General features: G+C 67.7%; 17 protein-coding genes. 5 read left to right on the forward strand and 12 right to left on the reverse strand.

Features of this window, described 5'->3' with window-relative positions:
- Nucleotides 1-6 precede the first annotated feature (6 nt).
- The 5 genes from AABA51_RS10545 to pcaF form a co-directional block, all read right to left on the reverse strand.
- On the reverse strand, nucleotides 7-2,082 hold the full coding sequence (locus AABA51_RS10545) for an acetate--CoA ligase family protein (protein ID WP_338271777.1): 2,076 nt from the start codon (nucleotides 2,080-2,082) through the stop codon (nucleotides 7-9).
- Nucleotides 2,079-4,124: a 3-hydroxyacyl-CoA dehydrogenase NAD-binding domain-containing protein gene (locus AABA51_RS10550; RefSeq protein ID WP_338271778.1), complete on the reverse strand. Its 2,046-nt coding sequence runs from the start codon at nucleotides 4,122-4,124 to the stop codon at nucleotides 2,079-2,081. Before AABA51_RS10550 ends, AABA51_RS10545 begins: the two co-directional genes overlap by 4 nt.
- Nucleotides 4,124-6,187 (reverse strand): acetate--CoA ligase family protein, encoded by a 2,064-nt coding sequence (locus AABA51_RS10555; RefSeq protein ID WP_338271780.1) that lies wholly within the window; start codon nucleotides 6,185-6,187, stop codon nucleotides 4,124-4,126. The genes AABA51_RS10550 and AABA51_RS10555 overlap by 1 nt, the downstream gene beginning before the upstream one ends.
- Nucleotides 6,187-7,338 carry an acyl-CoA dehydrogenase family protein gene (locus AABA51_RS10560; RefSeq protein WP_338271781.1) on the reverse strand — a complete coding sequence of 384 codons (1,152 nt, stop codon included), beginning with the start codon at nucleotides 7,336-7,338 and terminating at the stop codon, nucleotides 6,187-6,189. Before AABA51_RS10560 ends, AABA51_RS10555 begins: the two co-directional genes overlap by 1 nt.
- A gap of 131 nt (nucleotides 7,339-7,469) precedes the next feature.
- Nucleotides 7,470-8,672 carry a 3-oxoadipyl-CoA thiolase gene (gene pcaF / locus AABA51_RS10565; protein ID WP_338271782.1) on the reverse strand — a complete coding sequence of 401 codons (1,203 nt, stop codon included), beginning with the start codon at nucleotides 8,670-8,672 and terminating at the stop codon, nucleotides 7,470-7,472.
- Nucleotides 8,673-8,833: 161 nt separating this feature from the next.
- Here pcaF and AABA51_RS10570 point away from each other — a divergent pair, with 161 nt between their 5' ends.
- On the forward strand, nucleotides 8,834-9,397 hold the full coding sequence (locus tag AABA51_RS10570; RefSeq protein WP_338271783.1) for a carboxymuconolactone decarboxylase family protein: 564 nt from the start codon (nucleotides 8,834-8,836) through the stop codon (nucleotides 9,395-9,397).
- A gap of 11 nt (nucleotides 9,398-9,408) precedes the next feature.
- Nucleotides 9,409-10,209, forward strand: coding sequence for an SDR family NAD(P)-dependent oxidoreductase (locus AABA51_RS10575; RefSeq protein ID WP_338271784.1), 801 nt, complete (start codon nucleotides 9,409-9,411; stop codon nucleotides 10,207-10,209).
- Nucleotides 10,210-10,469: 260 nt separating this feature from the next.
- On the opposite strand, the gene AABA51_RS10580 is transcribed toward AABA51_RS10575, so the two are convergent.
- The 6 genes from AABA51_RS10580 to AABA51_RS10605 form a co-directional block, all read right to left on the reverse strand.
- The gene (locus AABA51_RS10580) at nucleotides 10,470-10,985 is read right to left on the reverse strand and encodes a helix-turn-helix transcriptional regulator (RefSeq protein ID WP_338271786.1); all 516 of its coding nucleotides are present in this window, start codon (nucleotides 10,983-10,985) and stop codon (nucleotides 10,470-10,472) included.
- A 192-nt stretch (nucleotides 10,986-11,177) separates the two neighbouring features.
- Nucleotides 11,178-11,573, reverse strand: coding sequence for a DUF2147 domain-containing protein (locus AABA51_RS10585; protein WP_338271788.1), 396 nt, complete (start codon nucleotides 11,571-11,573; stop codon nucleotides 11,178-11,180).
- Nucleotides 11,574-11,620: 47 nt separating this feature from the next.
- Entirely contained in the window at nucleotides 11,621-12,481 is an 861-nt protein-coding gene (locus AABA51_RS10590) for a TauD/TfdA family dioxygenase (protein ID WP_338271791.1), read from the reverse strand.
- 2 nt (nucleotides 12,482-12,483) lie between these two features.
- Nucleotides 12,484-13,287, reverse strand: coding sequence for an SDR family NAD(P)-dependent oxidoreductase (locus tag AABA51_RS10595; RefSeq protein ID WP_338271793.1), 804 nt, complete (start codon nucleotides 13,285-13,287; stop codon nucleotides 12,484-12,486).
- On the reverse strand, nucleotides 13,284-14,714 hold the full coding sequence (locus tag AABA51_RS10600; RefSeq protein WP_338271794.1) for an AMP-binding protein: 1,431 nt from the start codon (nucleotides 14,712-14,714) through the stop codon (nucleotides 13,284-13,286). The genes AABA51_RS10595 and AABA51_RS10600 overlap by 4 nt, the downstream gene beginning before the upstream one ends.
- Entirely contained in the window at nucleotides 14,714-15,277 is a 564-nt protein-coding gene (locus tag AABA51_RS10605) for a thermostable hemolysin (protein WP_338271796.1), read from the reverse strand. Before AABA51_RS10605 ends, AABA51_RS10600 begins: the two co-directional genes overlap by 1 nt.
- A 434-nt stretch (nucleotides 15,278-15,711) precedes the next feature.
- Between AABA51_RS10605 and cobT the strand changes: the two genes are divergently transcribed.
- From cobT to AABA51_RS10620, 3 genes are all read left to right on the forward strand, one after another.
- The gene (gene cobT / locus AABA51_RS10610) at nucleotides 15,712-17,586 is read left to right on the forward strand and encodes a cobaltochelatase subunit CobT (RefSeq protein WP_338271798.1); all 1,875 of its coding nucleotides are present in this window, start codon (nucleotides 15,712-15,714) and stop codon (nucleotides 17,584-17,586) included.
- 116 nt (nucleotides 17,587-17,702) lie between these two features.
- A complete protein-coding gene (locus tag AABA51_RS10615; RefSeq protein ID WP_425328841.1) occupies nucleotides 17,703-19,511 on the forward strand; it encodes an aminopeptidase P family protein in 1,809 nt (602 codons plus the stop codon).
- Nucleotides 19,512-19,604: 93 nt separating this feature from the next.
- A complete protein-coding gene (locus AABA51_RS10620) occupies nucleotides 19,605-19,946 on the forward strand; it encodes a DUF427 domain-containing protein (protein WP_338271800.1) in 342 nt (113 codons plus the stop codon).
- Here AABA51_RS10620 and AABA51_RS10625 read toward each other — a convergent pair whose 3' ends face one another.
- On the reverse strand, nucleotides 19,947-21,602 hold the full coding sequence (locus AABA51_RS10625; protein WP_416916647.1) for a chloride channel protein: 1,656 nt from the start codon (nucleotides 21,600-21,602) through the stop codon (nucleotides 19,947-19,949).
- Nucleotides 21,603-21,699 lie beyond the last annotated feature (97 nt).

The raw sequence follows: 21,699 nt of genomic DNA on the forward strand, positions 1-21,699 counted from the left end.
ACGCGGTCATTCGCGCAAGACGACCAAGCCATCCGCCGCCGCGACGCCCCGCCCCTCGGGGAGGACGAAAAGCGGGTTGATCTCGGCCTCTTCCAGCTTGTGACCCAGGGCAACGCCCATGCGGGCCAAGGCCTCGATCGCGCCGACAAGCGCGGCCACGTCATGGGCAGGCGCACCGCGCCAGCCCGCAAGGCGCTGCGCGATGCGCAGGTCCGCCACCATCCCGGCGGCCTCGCCCTCGGCAAGGGGCAGGAGCCGGATCGTGCTGTCGCCCCAGAGCTCTGCCTCCACCCCGCCTGCGCCCAGCAAGATCAGCGGCCCGAGCTGCGGATCGCGGCGCAGGCCAAGGATCATCTCGACCCCGCCGGTGACCATCGCCTGCACGAGATATCCCTCGGGCCGGGGCAAGCCCTGTGCCGCCAGCCCCCGCGCCATGTCGTCGAGCGCCGCGCCGATGGTTTCGGCGCTCAGGCCGATCCGCACGCCGCCCACGTCGGATTTGTGCAAGATCCTGCGCGACACCAGCTTCAGAACCACCGGCCCGCCCAGATCGCGCGCAACCTCTTGGGCCTCGGTCGCGGTCTGCACCATCCGGCCTTGGGCACTGGTCAGGCCAAAGGCGTCAAAGAGCGCGCGCGCCTCGACCTCCGTCAGGGTGCCGCCCGGAAGATTGTCGGGACAGGTGGCCACGGGCTGCAGCGCTGGCCCCGGCGCCGGCGGCGGCAGCGCCGCGCTGAGGACCGTGGCACAGGTTTCGGGCGCGGCAAAGGCCGGCACGCCTTCGCGGTTCAAGAGGTCGACGATATGGGGGGCATGCGGGCTGACATAGGCGATCAGGGGCTTTTGGCTTGCCGCGGCCCCTGCCCGGATCGCGCCCACCGCCACGTCGGGGCGCGCAAGCGCCGACGATCCGACAACGACCACCACCCCGTCGATCCCCGGCGCATCCAGAAGCGCCTGTGTCGCCGCGGTCATGATGGCGGGTTCCACCCCTGCAAGCGTCAGATCGACCGGGTTGCCGGTCATCGGGGCGTCATGGCCCAGAAGCCCCGCCAATGTGTCGGCCGTGGCGGCATCGAGGTCCGGCACCTCCAGCCCGAGCATCCCGCAATTGTCGGCGACAAGGCTGCCGGCCCCGCCGGTCGAGGTCAGGATGGCGATGCGCCCGCCCGCCAGCCGCCGTCCGCTGGCCAGCATCGCGGGCAGGTCCAGCAGGTCGGAAAAGCTCTGGGCACGGATCGCCCCCACCTGCCGGAAGAGCGCATCATAGACCCGGTCTTCGCCCGCCATGGCCCCGGTGTGCGACACGGCCGCGCGCGCGCCCGCACCGGACCGCCCGACCTTGTAGACCACCAATGGCTTGCCCGCATCCCGCGCAGCCAGCGCCGCGGCGCGGAAGCGGTCGACGGACCGTATGCCTTCGACATAGGCGGCGATGACCTTCGTGCCGGGATCGGCGGCATAGGCCGCGATCAGATCGGCGATATCGAGATCGGCCTCGTTCCCGGTCGAGGCGAGGCGGCGGAACCCGATCCCGCGCGCAGCACCCCGCGACAGGAGCGCACCCAGAATGCCGCCGCTCTGGGAGGCGACGGAGATGCCCCCCACGGGGATGTCGCGCAATTCAAGGGCGCCGCTGGCCGACAGCACGATACCGCGCGACAGGTCCATCGCCCCGATCGTATTGGGCCCAAGGAGCCGCATGTTCCCCGCAGCCTTTCGAAGCGCATCCTGCCGGGCCTTGCCCTCCGCGCCGGTTTCGCCATAGCCGCTGGCCAGAACGATGGCGAGCTTGCAGCCCCGCGCCGCCAGATCGCGGACCGCAGCCTCGGCGCGTTCGACCCCCAGAAGCACGATGGCCACATCGGGCGCGCCGGGCAGGTCGGCGACAGAGGCGTAGCACGGCAGGCCGTCGATCTCGGCCACGCGCGGATTGACGGGCCAGATGCCGCCCGAAAACCCGTGCTTGTGCAGGTAGGCGACGGGACGCCCGCCGGTTTTCGCGGGATCGGCGGAGGCCCCCACGATGGCGACGCTTTCGGGCGCCCAAAGGGCTGTCAGCGCCTCTTGCAGACCGGTCATCGCGTCACTCTCCCGTTTGTGCGTAAGTGTCCAAGGTCGCCCTTGCGCCGTCCCGGCCCTGCCATGGCGGCGAAATCGGCGCAGGCTTGCGCCAGTGCCGGCCCATCTTGCTCAAGGGCCCAATGCACCGGCCCCCCGCGCCAGCGCGGGAAGCCGTAGCCGTTCACCAATGCCACGTCGATATCGCCGGGGCAGAGCGCGATCCCGTCCGCCACGACCAGCGCCGCCTCGTTCACGATGGCCGCCATGGCGCGCAGCACGATGTCTTGGGGCAGAAGCGCCTGGCGCGTGATGGTCTTGGCGTCGGAGGCTGCGAGGATCAGCGTCTCGACCTGCGGATCGGGGAGCGGGTTGCCGCCCTCGTAACGGTAAAAGCCCGCACCGGTTTTGCGGCCGAACCGTCCCGCCTCGCAGAGCTGGTCGGGGATCGTGACATAGCGGTCGCGCGGGTCGCGCGTGGCGGCCTGCGCGCGGCGCATGTTCCAGGCGATATCGAGACCCGAAAGATCCGCGACCTTGAAGGGCCCCATCGCAAAGCCGAAATCCTCCAGCGCGGCATCGACCTCATGGGGCAGCGCGCCATCCTCCAGCATGAATTCGCACGCCGACCTGTAGGCCGCGTAGATCCGGTTGCCGATGAAACCGAACCCGTTGCCCGCCTCGACCGGTTGCTTGCCCAGCAGTTTCGCGACCGCGAAACCGGTGGCCATCGCCGCATCGCTGCTTGCCGTCGCGCGCACGATCTCCAAGAGCTTCATCACATGTGCCGGGCTGAAGAAATGCAGGCCGATGACGCGCTCGGGGTGGCTGATGGCCTGCGCCATGGCATCGATGTCCAGATAGGAGGTGTTGGTCGCCAGAACCGCGTCACGCCGCAACACGGTGTCGAGCCGCGAGAACAGCGCCTGTTTGACACCTGCATCCTCGAAAACCGCCTCGATCACCAGATCGCAAGGCGAAAGGGCCGCCAGATCGGTTCCCGCCTGCAGCCGCGCGCGGGCTTTGGCGGCGGTCTCAACGGTCAGCTTTCCACGCCGGACCGCGCCGGCCAGCGCCTCGTCGATCCGCGCGATGCCCCGGTCGAGCGCCGCCGCGTCGGCATCGACCAGACAGACGGGCCGCCCGGACAGCAAGATCGCCGTGGCGATGCCCGCGCCCATCGTGCCGCTGCCGATCACGCCCAGCCGGTCGATGGGCAGGGGTTTCGCGCGCCGGTCGGGGTTGCCGCGCGCGGCCTCGCGTTCGGCAAAGAAGATATGGCGCAACGCGCGCGCCTCGGGTGCCGTGCGCAGGTGTTGAAAGGTCGCGCGTTCGGCTGCCAGCCCATCCGCCACGGGCCCATTGCCCGCGGCGCGAACATGGGCGATGGCCGCCAGCACATGGGGTCGCGCGCGGTGGGATGCCTTTGCCACGGCCTCCTCGAGGCCTTCTGTCTCGGGGACGGGACGGTCGATGACCCGCCGCTTCTCGCCCGCAAGGCTCAGGGCCAGGGCCACAGCCTCGGCCCGGAGATCGCCGGTCGCAAGCGCGTCGATCATGCCCAGCGCCAGGGCAGGCTCGGCCGGAACGCGCACTGCCCCGGCGATCAGGCGGATCGCCTCGGGCCGACCCACGAGCCGCGGCAGTTTCTGCGTGCCGCCCGCGCCCGGAATGATGCCCAAGGCGGTCTCGGGCAGGCCTATGACGGTCCCTTGCGCCGCGACGCGCGCGTCACAGCCCAGCGCCAGCTCATAGCCGCCGCCCAAGGCCGCGCCGTGCAGCGCCGCGACAAAGGGCTTGGTGGCCCCTTCGATGGCCGCGATCACCTGCGGCATCTGCGGCGGATCAAGCGGAAGGTCGAATTCGCGCAGGTCCGAGCCCGAAATGAAGCTGCGCCCGGCCCCGATCAGCACCGCACCGGTACATGTCTCGTCCGCCTCGACCGTCGCGATCGCCGAAAGCAGGCCCTTGCGCACGGCATGAGAGCCCGCGTTGACGGGCGGGTTGTCGATGACCAGCACGGCGATCGGGCCGTCCCTTTCCAGATGCACGGAACCTGCCATCACGACCTCATCCGAACCAAGGCATCCACCGCCACCACGCCCTGCCCTTGTGGCAGAACGATCAGGGGATTGATCTCGGCCTCGACGATATCGGGCGATGCGGCAAGCCGCGAAAGCGTCACGATCGCCTCCGCGAGCGCGGCAAGATCGCCGGGCGCGCGCCCCCTCGCCCCGGCCAGTATCCGGGCGTAGCGCAGGTCCGCGATCATCTCCTGCGCGGTGTCCAGATCGACCGGGGCCATCCGCACCACGCTGTCGCGGGTGATCTCGGCAAAGATGCCGCCCGCGGCCAGCATGACGACCGGGCCCATCTGCGGGTCGCGGCGCAGGCCCACCAGAACCTCGCCCACGCCTGCGCGCATGCGCTGCACGAGCACGCGCGTGACGGCATGCCCCGGCATCGCGCGGGCGACATCGGCGCGGATGGACGCGATGGCCGACGCCAGGTCTTCCGGCGTCTTCAGACCCACATGCACGCCGCCGACATCGCTTTTGTGCGGGATCGCCGCATCGAGAACCTTGGCCACGACCGGAAAGGGGAACGGCAAGTCACCGGGCGGCATCGCGGCATCGAGCGCCACCCAATCCGCCACGGGAACGCCCTGCAGGCGGCGATAGGCCTCGGCCTCGTCCAGCAGTCGTTCTGCGCCGTGGGTTGGCATGGGTGCAGGGGGCGGCAGGTTGGGATGGCGGCGCGCAAGGGCGGCGGCGACCGCATCGGCGCAGGTCTCGGGATCCTCGAAAACGGGCACACCCGCTCCGGCCAGTCGTTGCGCGGCACCGGGCGCGTCGGGCACGAGGAACACACCGAAGGGATGGCCCGGTGTCCCGATCAGATCCAGCGCAGGCTGGACCGCCAGATCGGGATTGAACCGGGCCGACGACCCCACGCAGACCTGAACGTAATCGTATTCGGGCGCGCTGCGGAACACGTCCATCGCGGCGCGCATCACCTGGTAATTCGTGCCTGCCAGCGTCAGATCGAGGATGCGACCGGGCTCCATCTCGATCCCTGCCTCCTGCAGGCGTGCGCGGGTCGTCTCGGTCGGAGCCACGATATCGAGGCCGCGTGCCGCCATCTGGTCGACCGCCATGGCCGCCCCGCCGCCGGTCGTGGTGATGACACCGACACGCCCCCGGCGCAGGGCCGTGGCAGGGGGCACGCGCGACAGAAGCGGCGCGACCTCGAGCAGGGTCTCGAAGCCTTCGACCCGCGCGATGCCGCAGGCCGCGAGAAAGGCATCGGCCACCGCATCTTCGCCCGCAAGCGCGCCGGTGTGGGATTGCGCCAGTTCGGCGGCGGCCTCGGACCGGCCCAGCTTGAAGGCAGCCACGGGTTTGCCGTGACGCGCAGCTTCCTCGGCGAAGGCGCGCAACCGATCCGCATGGCCCATATGCTCAAGGAACAGGAGAAAACCGGTGACGGCAGGATCGTGCAGACCCGCCATGCAGACATCCCCGATCGACAGGTCCAGTTCACCGCCCACCGAGACAAGGCTGGCAAAGCCCAACCCCTTGCGCTTGCCCCGCGACATCAGCGCGCCGATCAGGCTGCCGCTGTGGGAGGCGACGAACAGCCCCCCCTTGGGCGGTTCGGGTTCGGCAAAGGCCGCATTCGCGGTCAGCGCCATGCCGTGGTGCAGGTTCGCCAAGCCGATGGAGGATGGTCCCAGAACCCGGATCCGCCCGCGCGCCACCAGCGCCCGCAGCCGCCCGGTATTGGCGGCCCCGGCGGCACCGGCTTCGGCAAAGCCCGTGGCAAGGAGCGTGGCGACGCGAATGCCCATCGCCTCGCACTGCTCCAACGCGTCAAGTGCGGCATCGGCACCGGTCAGGACGAAGGCGTGATCGGGCACCTCGGGCAGGTCGGACAGATGCCGAAACGCAGGCATGCCCTGCACCGTATCGCGGTTGGGATTGACGGGATGGATGCGCCCGGCAAACCCCGCCGCCTTGAGAAAGCGCAAGGGTCGCCCCGAGGTCTTGGCGGGATCGTCCGACACCCCCACCAGGGCCACGCTTCGAGGGCGCAGCAGCGCATCGTGCCAGCCTGTATCCGCCATCACGACGCCCTTTGGTCGAAGCGGCGCTCGAACACATGTTCCGCGATACGGTTTTTCAGCATTTCCAGCGACCCGCCTGCGATCTGCCAGCCACGCGTGCGCTTGACGCAATATTCCACGAGACTTTCGGTGGAATAGCCGTAGGCACCCATGGCCTGCATGGCGGCATTGGCCACCTCGAAACCGGCCTCGTTGCAGGCGAGCTTTGCCACCGCCGTGTCGAAGGCGGACGGCAGGCCGTTGACATCGCCGTCGCGCGCGGCGCGATAGAGCAACAGCTGCGCCGCCTCGAGCTTCACGATCATCTCGGCGAAGCTCCACTGCAGGCCCTGAAACTCGCACAGGGGGCGGCCGAACTGGCTGCGCTCGGTGACGTGGCGGCGCGCCACCTCGTAGGCGTGCCGCCCCAAGGCCAGCGCGCGCGAGGCGTTGCCGATGCGCTCGACATTGAAGCCCGCGATCTGTTTCTTGAACCCGCCCGGACCAAGCAGCAGGTTTTCGGCCGGGATCCGGCATTCCTCGAAATAGAGCGGGCACCATTCCTCCCCGCTCATGAAGGGGGCGGGCTGGCCGATGGTGAAGCCCGGCGTCCCGCGTTCGACGAGAACCGAGCCGATGCCGCCCGTCCCCGGCCCGAAGCGGACATAGATCAGGAACAGGTCGGCATGCGGGCTGTGGGTGGAAAACACCTTGGACCCGTTCAGGATGTAGCCATCGCCATCGGGCCGCGCAGTTGTCTTGAGCTCGGTCACGGCCGATCCCGCATCGGGTTCGCTCATGCCCAGCGAGATCAGCTTGCGCCCGGCCAGCAGATCGGGAAACCAGCGCTCCTTTTGGGCAGGCGTGGCGAATTCCGCAAAGGTGCGGATCGGCCCGAAATTGCCCGCCTGCGCCACATCGGCGCTTTTGGGGCAGACCATCGCCAGTTCCTGGATCGTGATGACCGCATCCATCAACGTGCCGCCGATGCCGCCATCGGCCTCGGGGATGGTGATGCCCAGCATGCCCATCTCGGCCAATTTGCCGGCCACATCCCAGGGATAGGCGCTGGAATGGGCGCGGCCCAAGGCGCCGGCGGCCAGTTCACCCTCGGCGAAGCGGCGCACGGCATGCGCAAGCTCGACCTCGTCCTGGGTCAGTGCGGATGTCACGTCGGGGCTCCTTCCTCTGGCGGCAGACAGGTCTTGCACCGCCGATGATCGCGTTATCGAGCCAGATCACCGGTAAAGAAAAGTGACCGATTGTGGTGATCGGATAACCTCTGGTTAGGCAAATTGGCGACTCACACCCGCTCGATGGCCAGGGCGATGCCTTGGCCTACGCCCACGCACATGGTCGACAGCGCACGCTTGCCGCCGGTCAGCGCGAGTTCAAGCGCCGCCGTTCCCACGATCCGCGCGCCAGACATGCCAAGCGGGTGACCAAGCGCGATGGCGCCGCCGTTGGGGTTCACGCGCGGATCATCGTCCGCAATGCCCAGCGCGCGCAACGTGGCCAGCCCCTGGCTTGCGAAGGCCTCGTTCAGCTCGATCACGTCGAAATCGGTCTGTGAAAGTCCAAGCCGCGCCATCAGCTTTCGCGATGCGGGCACAGGCCCGATGCCCATGACCCGGGGCGCGACACCCGCCGTCGCCCCCCCGAGGATGCGCGCGACGGGTGTCAGGCCATGTCTGTGCGCCGCCGCCTCGGACGCGATGACAAGCGCTGCCGCCCCGTCGTTGACGCCCGAAGCATTGCCCGCCGTCACCGACCCGCCCGGCCGGAACGGGGTGGGCAGCTTGGCCAGCATCTGGGGTGTTGTATCGGGTCTTGGATGTTCATCCGCATCCACGACAAGGGGATCACCCTTGCGACGGGGGATCGTCACCGGCGTGATCTCTTGCGCCAGCCTGCCGGCCGCGATGGCTGCCCCTGCCTTGATCTGCGACCCAAGTGCAAAGGCATCCTGATCGGCACGGGAAATCCCGTGATCCTCGGCCACGTTTTCCGCCGTCTCCGGCATGCTGTCGACGCCGTATTGCGCCCGCATCACGGGGTTCACGAACCGCCAGCCGATCGTCGTATCCTCGATCACGGGGGCGCGGGCAAAGGCGCTTTCCGACTTGGGCATGACGAAGGGCGCACGCGACATGCTTTCCACGCCACCCGCAAGGATCAGATCCGCCTCGCCTGCCGCGATGGCGCGCGCTGCCGTCATCACCGCATCCATCCCCGAACCGCACAGCCGGTTGATCGTGGTCCCCGGCACGGTATCGGGCAGACCGGCCAGAAGCGCCGACATCCGCGCAACGTTGCGGTTGTCCTCGCCCGCCTGGTTGGCGCAGCCGAACACGACCTCGTCGAGCGCCGCCCAATCAAGATCATGCCGCGCCATCAGCGCCCGGATCGGCACCGCCCCCAGATCATCGGCACGGACCGAGGCCAAGGCCCCCCCATAGCGCCCGATCGGAGTGCGGATATAGGCACAGATAAAGGCATCAGGCATGGGTCACAGGCTCCGCGTGGTTTGGGCAAGTCTAGCCTCGGACCGACGCGCTACAACGGACCTCGGTTTCGCGCAGCCCGACGATTGGTCAGGTTCCCCTTGTGCGCGCGCAGCGCCATAACCCGTCCAGACAAGCCAAAGCCCGAAGGATGGACCCCCCAGTGACCCGCGACACGATCCAGCGCCTCGAGGCACCCGATCCGGCAAGCTACAGCCCCCGCCAACGCGAGATCCACGATGCCATCGCATCAGGGCCGCGCGGCAATGTGCGCGGTCCCCTTGCCATATGGCTGCACCGGCCCGAACTGGCCGCCCGCGCGCAGGAACTGGGACGCTACTGCCGCTATGACAGCTCCTTGCCGCCGCGATTGAGCGAACTGGCGATCCTGACCATGGCGCGCCATTGGAGCGCCGAATACGAATGGGCGGCCCACAAGCCTGAGGCCCTGAAGGCAGGCCTGTCCCCCGAGGTGGTCGAGGCGATCCGCACCCATGCCCTTCCCCCCTATGCCGACGAGGCCGAACGCATCGTCCATGCGGTGGCGCGCTCGGTTCTGGAAACACGGCAGGTCCCGGATGCGCTCTATGCCGAAGCGGTCGCGGTTCTGGGTCAGGGACAGGTCGTCGATCTGGTGGGGGTGCTGGGCTATTATTCGCTCATCTCCATCACCCTGAACGTCTTTCGCGTGCCCCCGCCCGAGGGCCACGCCCCGGAACTGGGCTGAAGGAGGACAGCATGGCGGGACGGCTCGAGGGAAAGATCGCCATCGTCACCGGCGCGGGATGCGTCGGTCCCGGCTGGGGCAACGGGCGGGCCACCTGCGTCCGCTTCGCCGAAGAAGGCGCGCGGATCTTTGCCATCGACCGCGAGGCGGCTCCCATGGCCGAAACCATCGACCGTGTCCGCGCGGTCGGCGGCGAGATCGAGACGCATCTGTGCGACGTGACGGACCGCGCGGCGGTCGAGGGGATGGTCGCGGCCTGCCTTGCCCGCCATGGGCGCATCGACATCCTGGTCAACAATGTCGGGGGATCGGCCCGCGGCGGCCCGGTCGAGATGGACGAGGCCACATGGCACCGCCAGATCGACGTCAACCTGACCTCGGTCTACCTGACCTGCCGGAGCGTGTTGCCGCATATGGCGGCGCAGGGCGCGGGCGCCATCGTCAACCTTGCCTCTGCCTCTGGCATCCGCTGGACCGGCGCCGCCCAAAGCGCCTATGCGGCGGCCAAGGCGGGCGTAATCCAGTTCAGCCGCGTGGTCGCGGTGGAATATGCGGCACGCGGTATCCGGGTGAACACGGTGGTGCCGGGCCAGTTGCACACGCCCATGGTCGAGACCCGGCTGGCGGGCCAACGCATGGGCGGCGATGTCGAGGCCTTGCTCGCGTCGAGGGTGCGGCGCATCCCGATGGGATGGATGGGCGACGGGCGCGATACCGCCAATGCGGCGCTGTTTCTCGCCTCCGAAGAGGCCCGATTCATCACGGGAACGGAACTGGTGGTTGATGGGGGGATGAGCCTTCGTTGCGATTGACGCGGCAAGACGCGAAGGCTCCCTTGGTCCTCCCGGCACGAGGAGGGCCCGCCCGATACCGTTCGTGGCAGCGGCCCGTCGATCCGGCCATCCCTGTGGCGGGGCCATCAATGCCCGCGCAATAGAAGCTCACGATACCGACCGTGCAATTGGCGAGGGTCCGAGCGCGGCCGCGCGCGACGCAGGAACCATGCCGGACCTTGGGGTCGTGATGCGTGGGTCAGGTGCAGCAGCGACACCTTGAAAAACCCAAGGCCTGGTCAGGGCAGGTTTGGTTCGAATGTCGCCCCGACATCGAGAAATTCATCCATGAAGACGCTCATCAACTCGGTCCGGGACGAGACGCCGGTCTTGCGGAAAATGTTGGTGGTCTGCGCCTTGACCGTCCCCTCGGCGGTCGAGCGGGCCTTGGCGATGTCGGCGATGCTCAGACCCTTGAGCATGTACATCACGATGTCGCTTTCGGCGGGGCTGAGGTTCCATTCCTGGAACTTGCCGCGCACGAAAGTGTCCATTTCGCCCCGCAGGAACAGGAGCGACCGGGATTGCCGATCATTGTGTTCGCGCAGGCTTTTCATTTCCCGCAAGAGAATGCGGATCGCGAACATCAGGGCAGCGGCCGAGAGGATCTCGAACAGGAGATGGATCAGTTCCAGCAGGTCGGGCGCGTTGTTGGCGACAAGGCGTTCGTAGATGTCGCTTGCCACGTCGAAGAGAAAGAAGGCGACACCACCGACGAGGAAAAGAGTGACATATTTCAGGGTTTTGGGTTGCATTGTCCGTCTTGGTTGCGCGCGGCCTTTGGGCGCCGCGTCGTCGCGCTCGTGCCGCCCGTTTGCTGCGGCATGCCTGTCTTGGTCAAGCTTTGCGTCATCCACGCCCACAAGACAAGCCTGACGGGCCGCTCCATAGGATGGCCCGTCAGCAAGATGCGCCCGCCGGGCGGCGCCATCAGGATGGAATTCGGATCACTGGACCCGTGTCCAGTTGCCCCCGTTACGACAGATGATGCCGCCCAGAACGCAGCCGTTGACCTCGATGGCGTCGCCCGAAAGCTCGAGGCGTGACATGTATTCCTTGTCGCGGTCAGGGGCGTAGATGCGGCCCTCGTATTCGCCTGCAGCCTCTTGCGCGAGGTTCCAGACGATCAACCGGCCGATAGTGTCGGGCTGGATGGCCTCGCCCGAGGCATTCTCGGCACGCTCAAGGGTGCCGCAAAAGGTGGCCCCGCAGGGCTCGACGCGGATGTAGCCGATATCGCCGTGATCGTCAGGCGCGGTGCGCCACAGCCCTTCGATCGGGTCGGCCAAGGCGGGGCCGACCGAGAGAACCGTGAGGAAGATGGCGGTCCAGATGCGTGTCATGTTGGGTTTCTCCGAAATTTGTCCAAGGGATGCGGGGGCAAGGGCGATCACAGGTTGCCCATGCCGATGAAGAGTTGGCGGTTGGTGTCGACGATGGCACGACGGCCGTGCATCACGCGGGTGTTGTCGAGCACGGCAATGTCGCCATCCTGCCAGTTGATCTCATGCGTGAAGGTTTCGGCCAGTTCGCGCAGGGTCTCGACCTCGTCCGGGCCGACCTCGTCGCTGCCGTCCAGCCGGTACCGGGGCGGGGCGTAATTGTGCGACGGTCCCAGAACCGCATTGGCAAATCCCAAGCCCCCCGACAGCGCCGATGCGCGGACCGGCGACACCGTAAGCCGATAATTGATGCCGCCATCCTCGAGCAGGTCGAAATCCTGATTGGGGATCGCGGCCCGGAATTCCTCGACATGGCGGGGGGTGACTTCCTCGGGGCGGGAGATCGCGGGATGTTCGTTGGCGAGGTATCTTTTCCACAAGGCTTCGGGGAGATGGCGTTCGACGGTCATCGGGCGGCACCAACGCTCTTTCTGGCTGTCGTCCATCGCCTCGTAGACGGCCCGACCGTCACAAACGGTCGTCTGCGAGCCTTCGAAGGCGGCGACGGGGCTGAAAAAGGCCACGATATCGGGGCAGACCGGCGTGTTGCCGTTTTCGATATGCAGACCGATGGGCCCGGTGCCGGCATCGACCTTCTGGGTGTTTGCATCGCCATATTCACGGGCGGGGTCGAAGGTGATCTTGCGGCAAAGCGCCTTGGTGAGGTCGCTGAAGCTGGCGATGTCGGTCTCGAAGCCGCGCAGGAGCGTCCAGCCGTCGCGTTCCAGATCGCCGCGCACGCGGTCCAGAACCGTCGCATCGCAGGGCGATTGCATCCCGTGATCGGGGCGGATGATGTTGTAGGTCATGGTCAGATCTCTTTGTGCTCATTGAATGACGTGAGCGCGAATTGCGCTCGGGATGTGTGCGCCTTCTTGATCAGGGCGCTGTCGATCAGGGCCGGCCAGAGCGATTGGATCGTGGCGAAGACGCGCTCGCCAAAGCCGGGATAGACGGTGTTTCGGCCTTTCAGCACGCCGTCCCAGGCGCGCTGCGCGACCTGTTCTGGGGGGTCGAGCTTCATGCCGAAAGGTTCGACCAGATGGGCGAACCGGGCCTGCGCCGGTGTGCGGGTCGCGCGCGGCGCGACATAGGTGACGGAAATGCCGAATTCCGCCAATTCGCGCCGCAGCGCATCCGACAGGCCCCGCATCGCGAATTTCGTGGCCGAATAGGCCGCAAAGAACGGGAAGGCGATCATCCCGAACATCGACCCGATATTGACGATGCGCCCCTGTGCCTGGGCCAGTGCGGGCACAAGATCGCGCGTCAATTGCACCGCCGCCGTCAGATTGGTGGCGATCATCTGCGTCAGGTCATCGTCGGTCATGTCGGTCAAACGCCCGACACGCAGGGTGCCTGCATTGTTCACGAGAATGTCGAGCCGGGCGCCGACCGCCTCGACGACGCGCGCACGCCCCTCGGGGGTGGTGATATCGGCGCTGACAAGGCGAGCGGGGGCCTGGGCCAACAGCGCCGCGGTTTCTTCGAGCTGTTCGGCCCGGCGACCCACGAGAACCAGCTCGTATCCCGAACGGGCCGCGGCGATGGCAAGCGCGCGGCCGATGCCGGAGCCCGCTCCGGTGATCAGCGCGACAGGGGGGTGTCCGGTCATGCGGTCAATTCCTCGAATTCATAGGTCAGGCGGATGGAGGGGTGACTTGCGGCCAAGGCCCCGAGGCGGCTTCGATCCATGCCGCCGCCCGGCTTGAGCAGGCCCGGAAGCGAGGCGGGCACGAAGATCACGCGCGCGGGTCTGGCATAGGGCGGCAAGCCGCGCAGAAGCTCGGCCACATGTTGCGGTGTCACGGGGGCGGCAACGAGCGCGATGATCTCGAGCCGCCCATCCTGGGCAAGACGGACGCCCGCTGCGGGAATGCGGATATCGGCGGCGACCTGCGCTTCGACCCATTCGGGATTGATGTTGCGCCCCTCGGGCGTGACGATCAGCCAATCCTTGCGGCCCTCGACGATCAGGACCCCGTATTCGAACCGGCCCAGGTCGCCCGTGCGCCATTCCCCCTCGACGGCAGGCTGGCCAAGATAGCCCTCCATCACCGTCGGCCCGGAGACGACGATTTCGCCATCGTCGATGCGAACCTTGATTCCGTCCAGAACGCGCCCGACGCTGCCGGGGCGGTTCGCGCCGGGCCGGTTGAGCGCCACGACGGAGGAACATTCCGAAAGGCCATAGCCCTCATGGACCGGCATGCCATGTGCCAAGGCGGCATCGAGCAATGCTGGGGCCGTCGCGGCACCGCCCACGGCCACGAACCGCAGGCTGTCGGGGGCGCGTTCACCCGCCATCGCGAGCCCGCCAAGAAGCCGCGACAGCAAGGCGGGCACAAGGATCGTTGTCGTCGGTTGCGCCTCGGCCAGCGTCCGGACAAGTGGTTCCACTGCCCCCCCGAACAGGGCGCTCAGAGCCTCGGGGCAATAGCGGACCTGTGCGCCCGCAAGAAGCGGCAGGTACAGCCCCGCGATCTGTTCGAGAAGCTGCGCCATCGGCAAAAGCGACAGGTGAATATCCGAAGGCACGGGCAGGATCGCGCGTTCCAGCCCGGCAATCGCAGCTTCCATCTGGCGCGCGCCGATCACGACCCCTTTGGGGCGTCCCGACGACCCCGAGGTAAAGATGATGCGTTTGGCCGATCCAGTGGGCGCGGGCAGATCGACGGCAAGATCGCAGGTTTCGGGCGCTGGCAGTGCGATCCTTTGCCCGGGGGTCGCCCATGGCCCGATGACGGCCCTGACCCCGGCTGCGGCGATGATATGGACCTTCTGCTCATCGGAAAAGAACGGCGGCAGATGGACCGAAACGCGGCCGGTGTAGGTCAGGGCCAGATCGGCCAGGGCAGCCTCCAACGGATCGGCCCCCGTGATGCCGACGACAGAAGGCGCGCCAGACAGGGTTTTCGCACTGGCGGCCAGGAAGGCGGCAAGATGGCGATAATCGATGATCCGGTCACCGGACCGCAACGCAGGTTTGTCGCCGAGGTCACGGGCATGCGCCCCGATTGCGTGAAACACCCGGGCCGTCATCACGCGATCTCCGCATAATGGGGGGCTGTCGATGGCACCTGTGCCGGGTCGCGAAAGGCGCAGACCCAAGGGTCGTGATCGTAGTAATTGCCCCAGGCATCCGCATTCGGCACGCGACCGGCTTCGGCGCGGGCCAGCATCACCGGCGTGATGCGCGCCCGCAGGATCAGCCGCCGGATTTCGGCCGTCGCCGTGAACAGACCCCAGCCGATCCCGCGCGCCCGCCCCCAGTCGAAAACCGCGCGCAGGGTCGGATAGGCGGAAAAGGGCGAGATGCAGGCGAGGCTGCCGACTTCGAGCAGGTCTTGGGGCAGCACAGGCTGGGAGGCTTGCCGGGTCAGGGCATCGCTGACGGTCTCGTCGAGATAATGCTGCGAAAAGAAACCATCGGCATGGCACCTGATCCCCGCCGCGCAGGCGATGCGCCCGTCGTCGGTCATGGTGATCACAAGACGCGGTGGGCGCTGTGTCACCTCGGCCGCGAACACCGCTTTGTAGGTGGTCGACATATGATCGAGGGCGCGCTCATAGAGCCGATCCGCCCCCACGCCTGCATCTTCCATGACCAAGGTCTGCAATGTCCGTCTCCGCATAACGCAGCGATAAAGGCTGCCGTTGCGGTGAGATCGGCGGAAATCCCGTGGAATGAAATTGTACCCTGGTCGGACCTCGGGGCTTTGCGGCGTCCTTATGACCAAAGTCATAGAGCCGAACATGCCTCGCTCAGCCGCAGGTCAACACGCGCGGGGACCCGACCTCGACATGCCGCCTGCAGCGACGATCGCCAGCGTCCCGCCAGACCTGAAAACCGGCGCGTTCCGTGATGGCACAGCTGGGGCATGGCGGCGCGGGTGTCGCTGGACCGACAGCTTTGTGGCCCCTTTCGGCACCGATCGTCCGCGCGACCGGCCCATATGGCCGCTTGCCCCCTGCCACCGCTCCCTGCCCCGCGCGACGGCCCTTGCCCTTCCCCCGCCATCGCGCCACATTCCCGGCCATGGCAAAGCACCCTACCGACAACCCGGCAGACCCGTTCAAGAAAGCGCTCGCGGAGGCGACACGCGTTCTCGCGGATGATCCCGACCTCGCCGTCACCTATTCGGTCGATCCACCCGGCATCTCGGGCGACAATGTCCGCCTGCCGCAGGTGAGCCGCCGGATGACCCGGGAAGAGGTGCTGCTGGCGCGCGGCACGGCGGATGCGCTGGCGCTGCGCCACCGTTATCACGATGCGGGCACAGCGGCGCGCTATGCCCCGCAAGGCGCCATGGCCCGCGACCTGATGGAGGCGATGGAGATCGCGCGCTGCGAGGCGGTGGGCGCGCGCTGGATGCCCGGCACTGCGGGCAATATCGACGCCAAGATCGGGCATGAGGCGCGGCGCAAGGGCTATGGCGATATCCGCGACCCGGCCGATGCGCCGCTGGCCACGGCTGCGGGCTACCTGATCCGGCATCTGGCCACGGGCCGCGCGCTGCCGCCCGAGGCCGCCAACGTGATGGAGCTGTGGCGCGGCTTCATCGAGGAGCGCTGCGACGGCACGCTCGAGGATCTCGACAAGGTTCTGGGCGACCAGGCGGCATTCGCCCGCTTTGCGCGGCGGATGATCGATGACCTGGGCTATGGCGACCAGCTGGGCGACGACCCCGACGAGATGGATGACGAGGGCGAGGACGAGGCCTCGGACGAGCAGGATGACCAGCCCGATTCGACCGGGGAGGACGACAGCCAGGAAGAGGATGCCGAGGCCGATCCCGAGCGCAGCCAGGACCAGCAGCAGGACCAATCCCAGGCCCAGGTCCAGATGGACGACCAGGGCGACATGGACGAGGCCGAGGAACAGGACCTGCCCGAGGGCGAGGCCCCGCAAGAGCCGCCGCCGGTTCCGCCCCATTCGGATGCGGACCCGACCTACGTGGTCTTTACCACCGCCCATGACGAGGAGATCGCCGCCGAGGATCTGGCCGAAGCGCAGGAGCTGGAGCGGTTGCGCGCCTATCTCGACCAGCAGCTGGAGCCGCTGAAGGGCGCGGTGAGCCGTCTGGCCAACAAGCTGCAGCGCCGCTTGCAGGCCCAGCAGAACCGCAGCTGGGAATTCGACCTGGAGGAAGGCACGCTGGATGCCGGGCGGCTGGCCCGCGTCGTGGCGAACCCGACGACGCCCCTGTCCTTCAAGATCGAGAAGGATACCGAGTTCCGCGACACGGTGGTGACGCTGCTTCTGGACAATTCGGGTTCGATGCGCGGGCGGCCGATTTCCATCGCGGCGATCTGTGCCGATGTGCTGGCGCGCACTTTGGAGCGCTGCGGGGTCAAGGTCGAGATCCTGGGCTTCACCACGCGGGCCTGGAAGGGCGGCAAGGCGCGGGAGGAATGGCTGGCCCAGGGCCGCCCGCAGCAGCCCGGGCGGCTGAACGATCTGCGCCACATCGTCTACAAGAGCGCCGATGCGCCCTGGCGGCGGGTGCGCGACAATCTGGGCCTGATGATGAAAGAAGGGCTTCTCAAGGAAAACATCGACGGCGAGGCGCTCGAATGGGCGCATCGCCGGATGGCGGGCCGGCCCGAGGCGCGCAAGATCCTGATGGTGATTTCCGACGGCGCGCCGGTGGATGACAGCACCTTGAGCGTGAACCCGGCCAATTACCTCGAGAAGCATCTGCGCGACGTGATCGCCATGGTGGAAAAGCGGCGCGCGGTGGAATTGCTGGCCATCGGGATCGGTCATGACGTGACGCGCTATTACCAGCGCGCGGTCACGATCACCGATGCCGAGCAGCTGGCGGGCGCGATCACCGAGCAGCTGGCGAGCCTGTTCGACAGCGACCCGAGGGCGCGGGCGCGTGTCATGGGCATGAAGCGCGCGGGCTGAGCGGGCGGAAAACGGCGCGTTTTCCGGGGCCCGTGGCGGGTTGGCGGCTTTGGCCCGCGCGGCGCCCGTGGCACTGTCGGGGCATGCATATTTTTGGAAAGATGAAGGGGAAAGCGGTGTTCCAGGATTTCGAGGTCAGGACACGGCCCGGCGACGGGATCCCACGTCTGGCGGCGCTCAGGGCCGGGATGGCGGCGGCTGGGCTTGACGGGTTTCTCGTGCCGCGCGCGGACCGGTTCCAGGGGGAATACGTGGCGCCCTGCGACGACCGGCTGGCCTGGCTGACGGGGTTCACCGGATCGGCGGGCTTTGCCGCCGTGCTGGCGGATCGGGCCAGTGTTTTCGTCGACGGACGCTACCGGGTGCAGGTGAAGGCGCAGGTGGCCCTGTCGGTCTACACGCCGGTCGATTGGCCGGAGGTGAAGCTTGCCGATTGGCTGCGCGAGAGCCTGCCCGAGGGCGGGCGCGTGGGGTTTGACCCCTGGCTCCATACGATCGAGGAGGTGGCGGCGCTTCGCAAGGGGTTGCACGGATCGGGGGTGGAGCTGATCGGCACGGGCAATCTTGTCGATGCGATCTGGACCGACAGGCCCAAACCGCCCGCAGGCGCGATCGAGGTCTTTCCCGACGCGCTGGCGGGACGCAGCGGAGCCGAGAAGCGCAAGGATTGCGCGGCGGCGCTGGCCAAGGCGGGCCAAGCCGCGGCAGTTCTGACGCTGCCCGACGGGATCAACTGGCTCTTGAACATTCGCGGACGCGATATTCCGCGCAACCCTGTGGTTCAGGCCATGGCGATCTTGCATGTCGATGGCGGGGTCGATCTGTTCCTTGCCCCGGGGCGGATGGATGCGGATCTCGCTGCGCATCTGGGCGCGGAAGTGCGGGTGGCAGCGCCCGAGACGATGGAGACCGCGCTGACAGGTCTGGGCGGGCCGGTGCGGCTTGACCCGGCAAGCGCGCCACAGGCGCTGGCCGATCTCTTGGCGGCGGCGGGGATTGGCGTGAGCCATGACCGCGACCCGACGATCCTGCCCAAGGCGTGCAAGACCGCTTCCGAGATCGCGGCTACGCGCGCGGCCCATCTGCGCGACGGGGCGGCGATGGTGCGGTTCCTCAGCTGGCTCGATGCCGAGGCGCCGAAGGGCGGGCTGACCGAGATCGACGTGGTGCGGCGGCTAGAAGGGTTCCGGCGCGACACCAACGCGCTGCGCGACATTTCCTTCGACACGATCTGCGGCGCGGGGCCGAACGGGGCGATCGTGCATTACCGGGTGAGCGAGGAGACGAACCGCCCGGTCCGTCCGGGCGAGGTGCTGCTGGTAGACAGTGGCGGGCAATACGAGGACGGCACGACCGACATCACCCGCACCATCGCGGTGGGAGATGTCCCGCAAGAGGCGCGCGAGGCTTTCACCCAGGTGTTGCAGGGCGTGATCGCGATCCACCGGGCGCGTTTTCCCAAGGGCGTGGCTGGCGCGCATCTGGATGCGCTGGCGCGCGCGCCGCTCTGGGCGGCGGGGCGGGATTTCGATCATGGCACGGGCCATGGCGTGGGGGTCTACCTGTCGGTCCATGAAGGGCCACAGCGCATCAGCCGGGTGTCGACCCTGGCGCTGGAACCCGGGATGATCCTGTCGAACGAGCCCGGCTATTACCGCGAGGGGGCATTCGGGATCCGGATCGAGAACCTGATCGTGGTGACCGAGGCGCCCGCGCTGCCGGGCGGGGATGCGCATCGCGCGCAACTGGGCTTCGAGACGCTGACCTGGGTGCCGATCGACCGGCGGATGGTGGTGGCCGAGCGGCTGTCGCCGGCCGAGCGCGACTGGCTCGACGCCTATCACGCGGAGGTTCTGGCCCGGATCGGGCCGCTCGTCGAGGGTGCGGTGCGCGACTGGCTCGAGGCCGCCTGCGCGCCGCTCTGACATCAACCTGTCACAGACGCTTGGCAAGCGGGGCCTTGGCAAGCGGGACACGGCACCCTTAGAAGGGGCGCAAGCAACGAGGAGGGAGCGTGCATGGCCGACCATATCAGGATCCGCAAGGCAACCGGCAAATGGGTCGTGCGCGCAGGGGGCGCGGTGCTGGGCGAAAGCGACCGGGCGCTGGAGCTGACCGAGGGGGATTATCCGCCGGTGATCTATTTCCCGCGCGAAGACATCGGCATGGCGTTTCTGGAAAAGACCACCAGCTCGACGACCTGCCCCTGGAAAGGCGTCGCCAGCTATTTCACCGTGTCGAGCGCGGCAGGCGATATTCCGGATGCGGCCTGGTCCTATGAGGAGCCGTCGGAGGCCGTGGCCGCGATCAAGGGCCACATCGCCTTTTACACCAACCGCGTGACGGTCGAGCGGCTCTGATCAGCTGTGTTCCTCGGCCGCCGTCGCGGCCAGGGCACGGTTATAGGCCTTGAGCGCATCGACGTGGAACAGCGCGCCCTCGAGCGCGGGCGGGCCATCGCCGGGGGCAAGCTGGACCACCGGCACGTAGTCGAGGCCCGTACGCTCGAAGATCGGCAGGGCGCGTTCCAGCGTGGCGTTGGTGTCGGTGTAGATGCCCTGTTCGATCAGCGTGAGAAGCCGGTCCTGCGGGGCGGCATTTTCGTGATCCATGGGGCGCATGACCTTGCCGACGCGGAACATGGCCAGAAGATAGGCCTGCGGCCCGGCGGCGAGATGGATGTTGCGCCGTTCCAGCTGGGTAAGGAAAAAGGACCGGTCGACCAGCCGCGACGACAGCGCCGTCGAGATCGAGACCGCCACCATCACCGCCAGCCCCGTCTGCCAGTCGCCGGTCAATTCGAAGACGATGAGCGTGGTCGAGATCGGCGCGCCGAGAACGGCGGCGGCGACAGCCCCCATGCCCGCGAGCGCGTAAAGCGTGCCCTCGCCCGATTGGTCGGGAAAGATCGCGGTGGCCACGATCCCGAAGGCAAGCCCCGTCATCGATCCGATCATCAGGGAGGGGGAGAAGATACCGCCGCCCATGCGTCCGCCGATGGTGATGGCCGCCGCCGCGACCTTGAGGATGGTGAAGACCACCGCCTCCCACAGGAGCAATTCGCCGGTGAGGGCGGCGGAGGTCGTCTCGTAGCCGACCCCGATGATATGGGGGAACCAGATGGCCAACATGCCCAGCAACAGGCCGGCACAAGCCGGGCGCAACCAGCGCGGCATGCCGGTCGCGCGCTGGATGTGATTGCCCATATCTTCGGCCCAGAAGGTCGCGCGCATGAAGATGACGGCGACAAGCCCGCACAGGAGGCCGAGGATCAGGAAAGCGGGCAATTCGGTGTAGAATTGCAAGACGCCGTCGCCGCCTAGGCTGTATTCCGTCACCCCCCCGAATTCGAGCCGGTTGATCACCGTGCCCGCAGCACTGGCGATGACGATGGGCGCAAAGGCATGGACGGCGAAATGGCGCAACACCACCTCGAGCGCGAAAAGCGCGCCTGCGATGGGGGCGTTGAAGCTGGCCGAGACGGCGGCGGCGACCGCGCATCCCAAAAGATCGCGGCCGGTGATGCCATCGGCCTTGATCCTGTCGCTGACCCAGCTGGAGATGACAGCGGCCAGATGCACCACCGGCCCTTCCCGGCCGGAGGAGCCGCCCGAGCCCAGCGTGATGAGCGAGGCGAGCGCGGAGGCAAGGCCCGCGCGGATCTCCACCCGCCCGTTGGCGAGCGCCGCACCCTCGATCACATCGGCGACAGAGCGGACCCGGCCATCGGGCGTGAAGAAATGCAGGATCAGACCGACCACAAGCCCCCCCACCACGGGGATCAAAAGGATCAATTGCCATGGCAGACCTTCGGCAAAGGAATGCAGAAGCCGCACATCCTCCACCCCGTAGAGCGTTTCCTGAAGCCAGCTGATGCCCTTGCGGAAGAAAAGCGCCGCGAAACCAGCCGCGATCCCGATCAGAAGCGCGATGACCCAGAACTGGATCTGGGTCGGTCCTTTCTGGCGCAACACGTGCCAGCCCCGCCACACCGCATCGACGGCTTGCGTTGCCACCTGCCCCGGAATGCCGCGCCCTGACCCTGCCACGCCTGTCCCTTCCCTTGCGCCCCTGCCCTTTGGCGCAGGACCAGCTTTAGGCGAGTGGTGGCCG

This window comes from Roseicyclus marinus (genome assembly GCF_036322625.1).
GTDB lineage: Bacteria > Pseudomonadota > Alphaproteobacteria > Rhodobacterales > Rhodobacteraceae > Roseicyclus > Roseicyclus marinus_A.

Excerpts from the sequence above, each read along its gene's own strand:
- AABA51_RS10575 (WP_338271784.1), top strand. The coding sequence starts at position 9,409 with ATGGCGGGACGGCTCGAGGGAAAGATCGCCATCGTCACCGGCGCGGGA.
- AABA51_RS10600 (WP_338271794.1), bottom strand. The coding sequence starts at position 14,714 with ATGACGGCCCGGGTGTTTCACGCAATCGGGGCGCATGCCCGTGACCTC.
- cobT (WP_338271798.1), top strand. The coding sequence starts at position 15,712 with ATGGCAAAGCACCCTACCGACAACCCGGCAGACCCGTTCAAGAAAGCG.
- AABA51_RS10550 (WP_338271778.1), bottom strand. The coding sequence starts at position 4,124 with ATGGCAGGTTCCGTGCATCTGGAAAGGGACGGCCCGATCGCCGTGCTG.
- AABA51_RS10580 (WP_338271786.1), bottom strand. The coding sequence starts at position 10,985 with ATGCAACCCAAAACCCTGAAATATGTCACTCTTTTCCTCGTCGGTGGT.
- AABA51_RS10620 (WP_338271800.1), top strand. The coding sequence starts at position 19,605 with ATGGCCGACCATATCAGGATCCGCAAGGCAACCGGCAAATGGGTCGTG.
- pcaF (WP_338271782.1), bottom strand. The coding sequence starts at position 8,672 with ATGCCTGATGCCTTTATCTGTGCCTATATCCGCACTCCGATCGGGCGC.
- AABA51_RS10545 (WP_338271777.1), bottom strand. The coding sequence starts at position 2,082 with ATGACCGGTCTGCAAGAGGCGCTGACAGCCCTTTGGGCGCCCGAAAGC.
- AABA51_RS10595 (WP_338271793.1), bottom strand. The coding sequence starts at position 13,287 with ATGACCGGACACCCCCCTGTCGCGCTGATCACCGGAGCGGGCTCCGGC.
- AABA51_RS10585 (WP_338271788.1), bottom strand. The coding sequence starts at position 11,573 with ATGACACGCATCTGGACCGCCATCTTCCTCACGGTTCTCTCGGTCGGC.
- AABA51_RS10605 (WP_338271796.1), bottom strand. The coding sequence starts at position 15,277 with ATGGAAGATGCAGGCGTGGGGGCGGATCGGCTCTATGAGCGCGCCCTC.
- AABA51_RS10555 (WP_338271780.1), bottom strand. The coding sequence starts at position 6,187 with ATGGCGGATACAGGCTGGCACGATGCGCTGCTGCGCCCTCGAAGCGTG.
- AABA51_RS10590 (WP_338271791.1), bottom strand. The coding sequence starts at position 12,481 with ATGACCTACAACATCATCCGCCCCGATCACGGGATGCAATCGCCCTGC.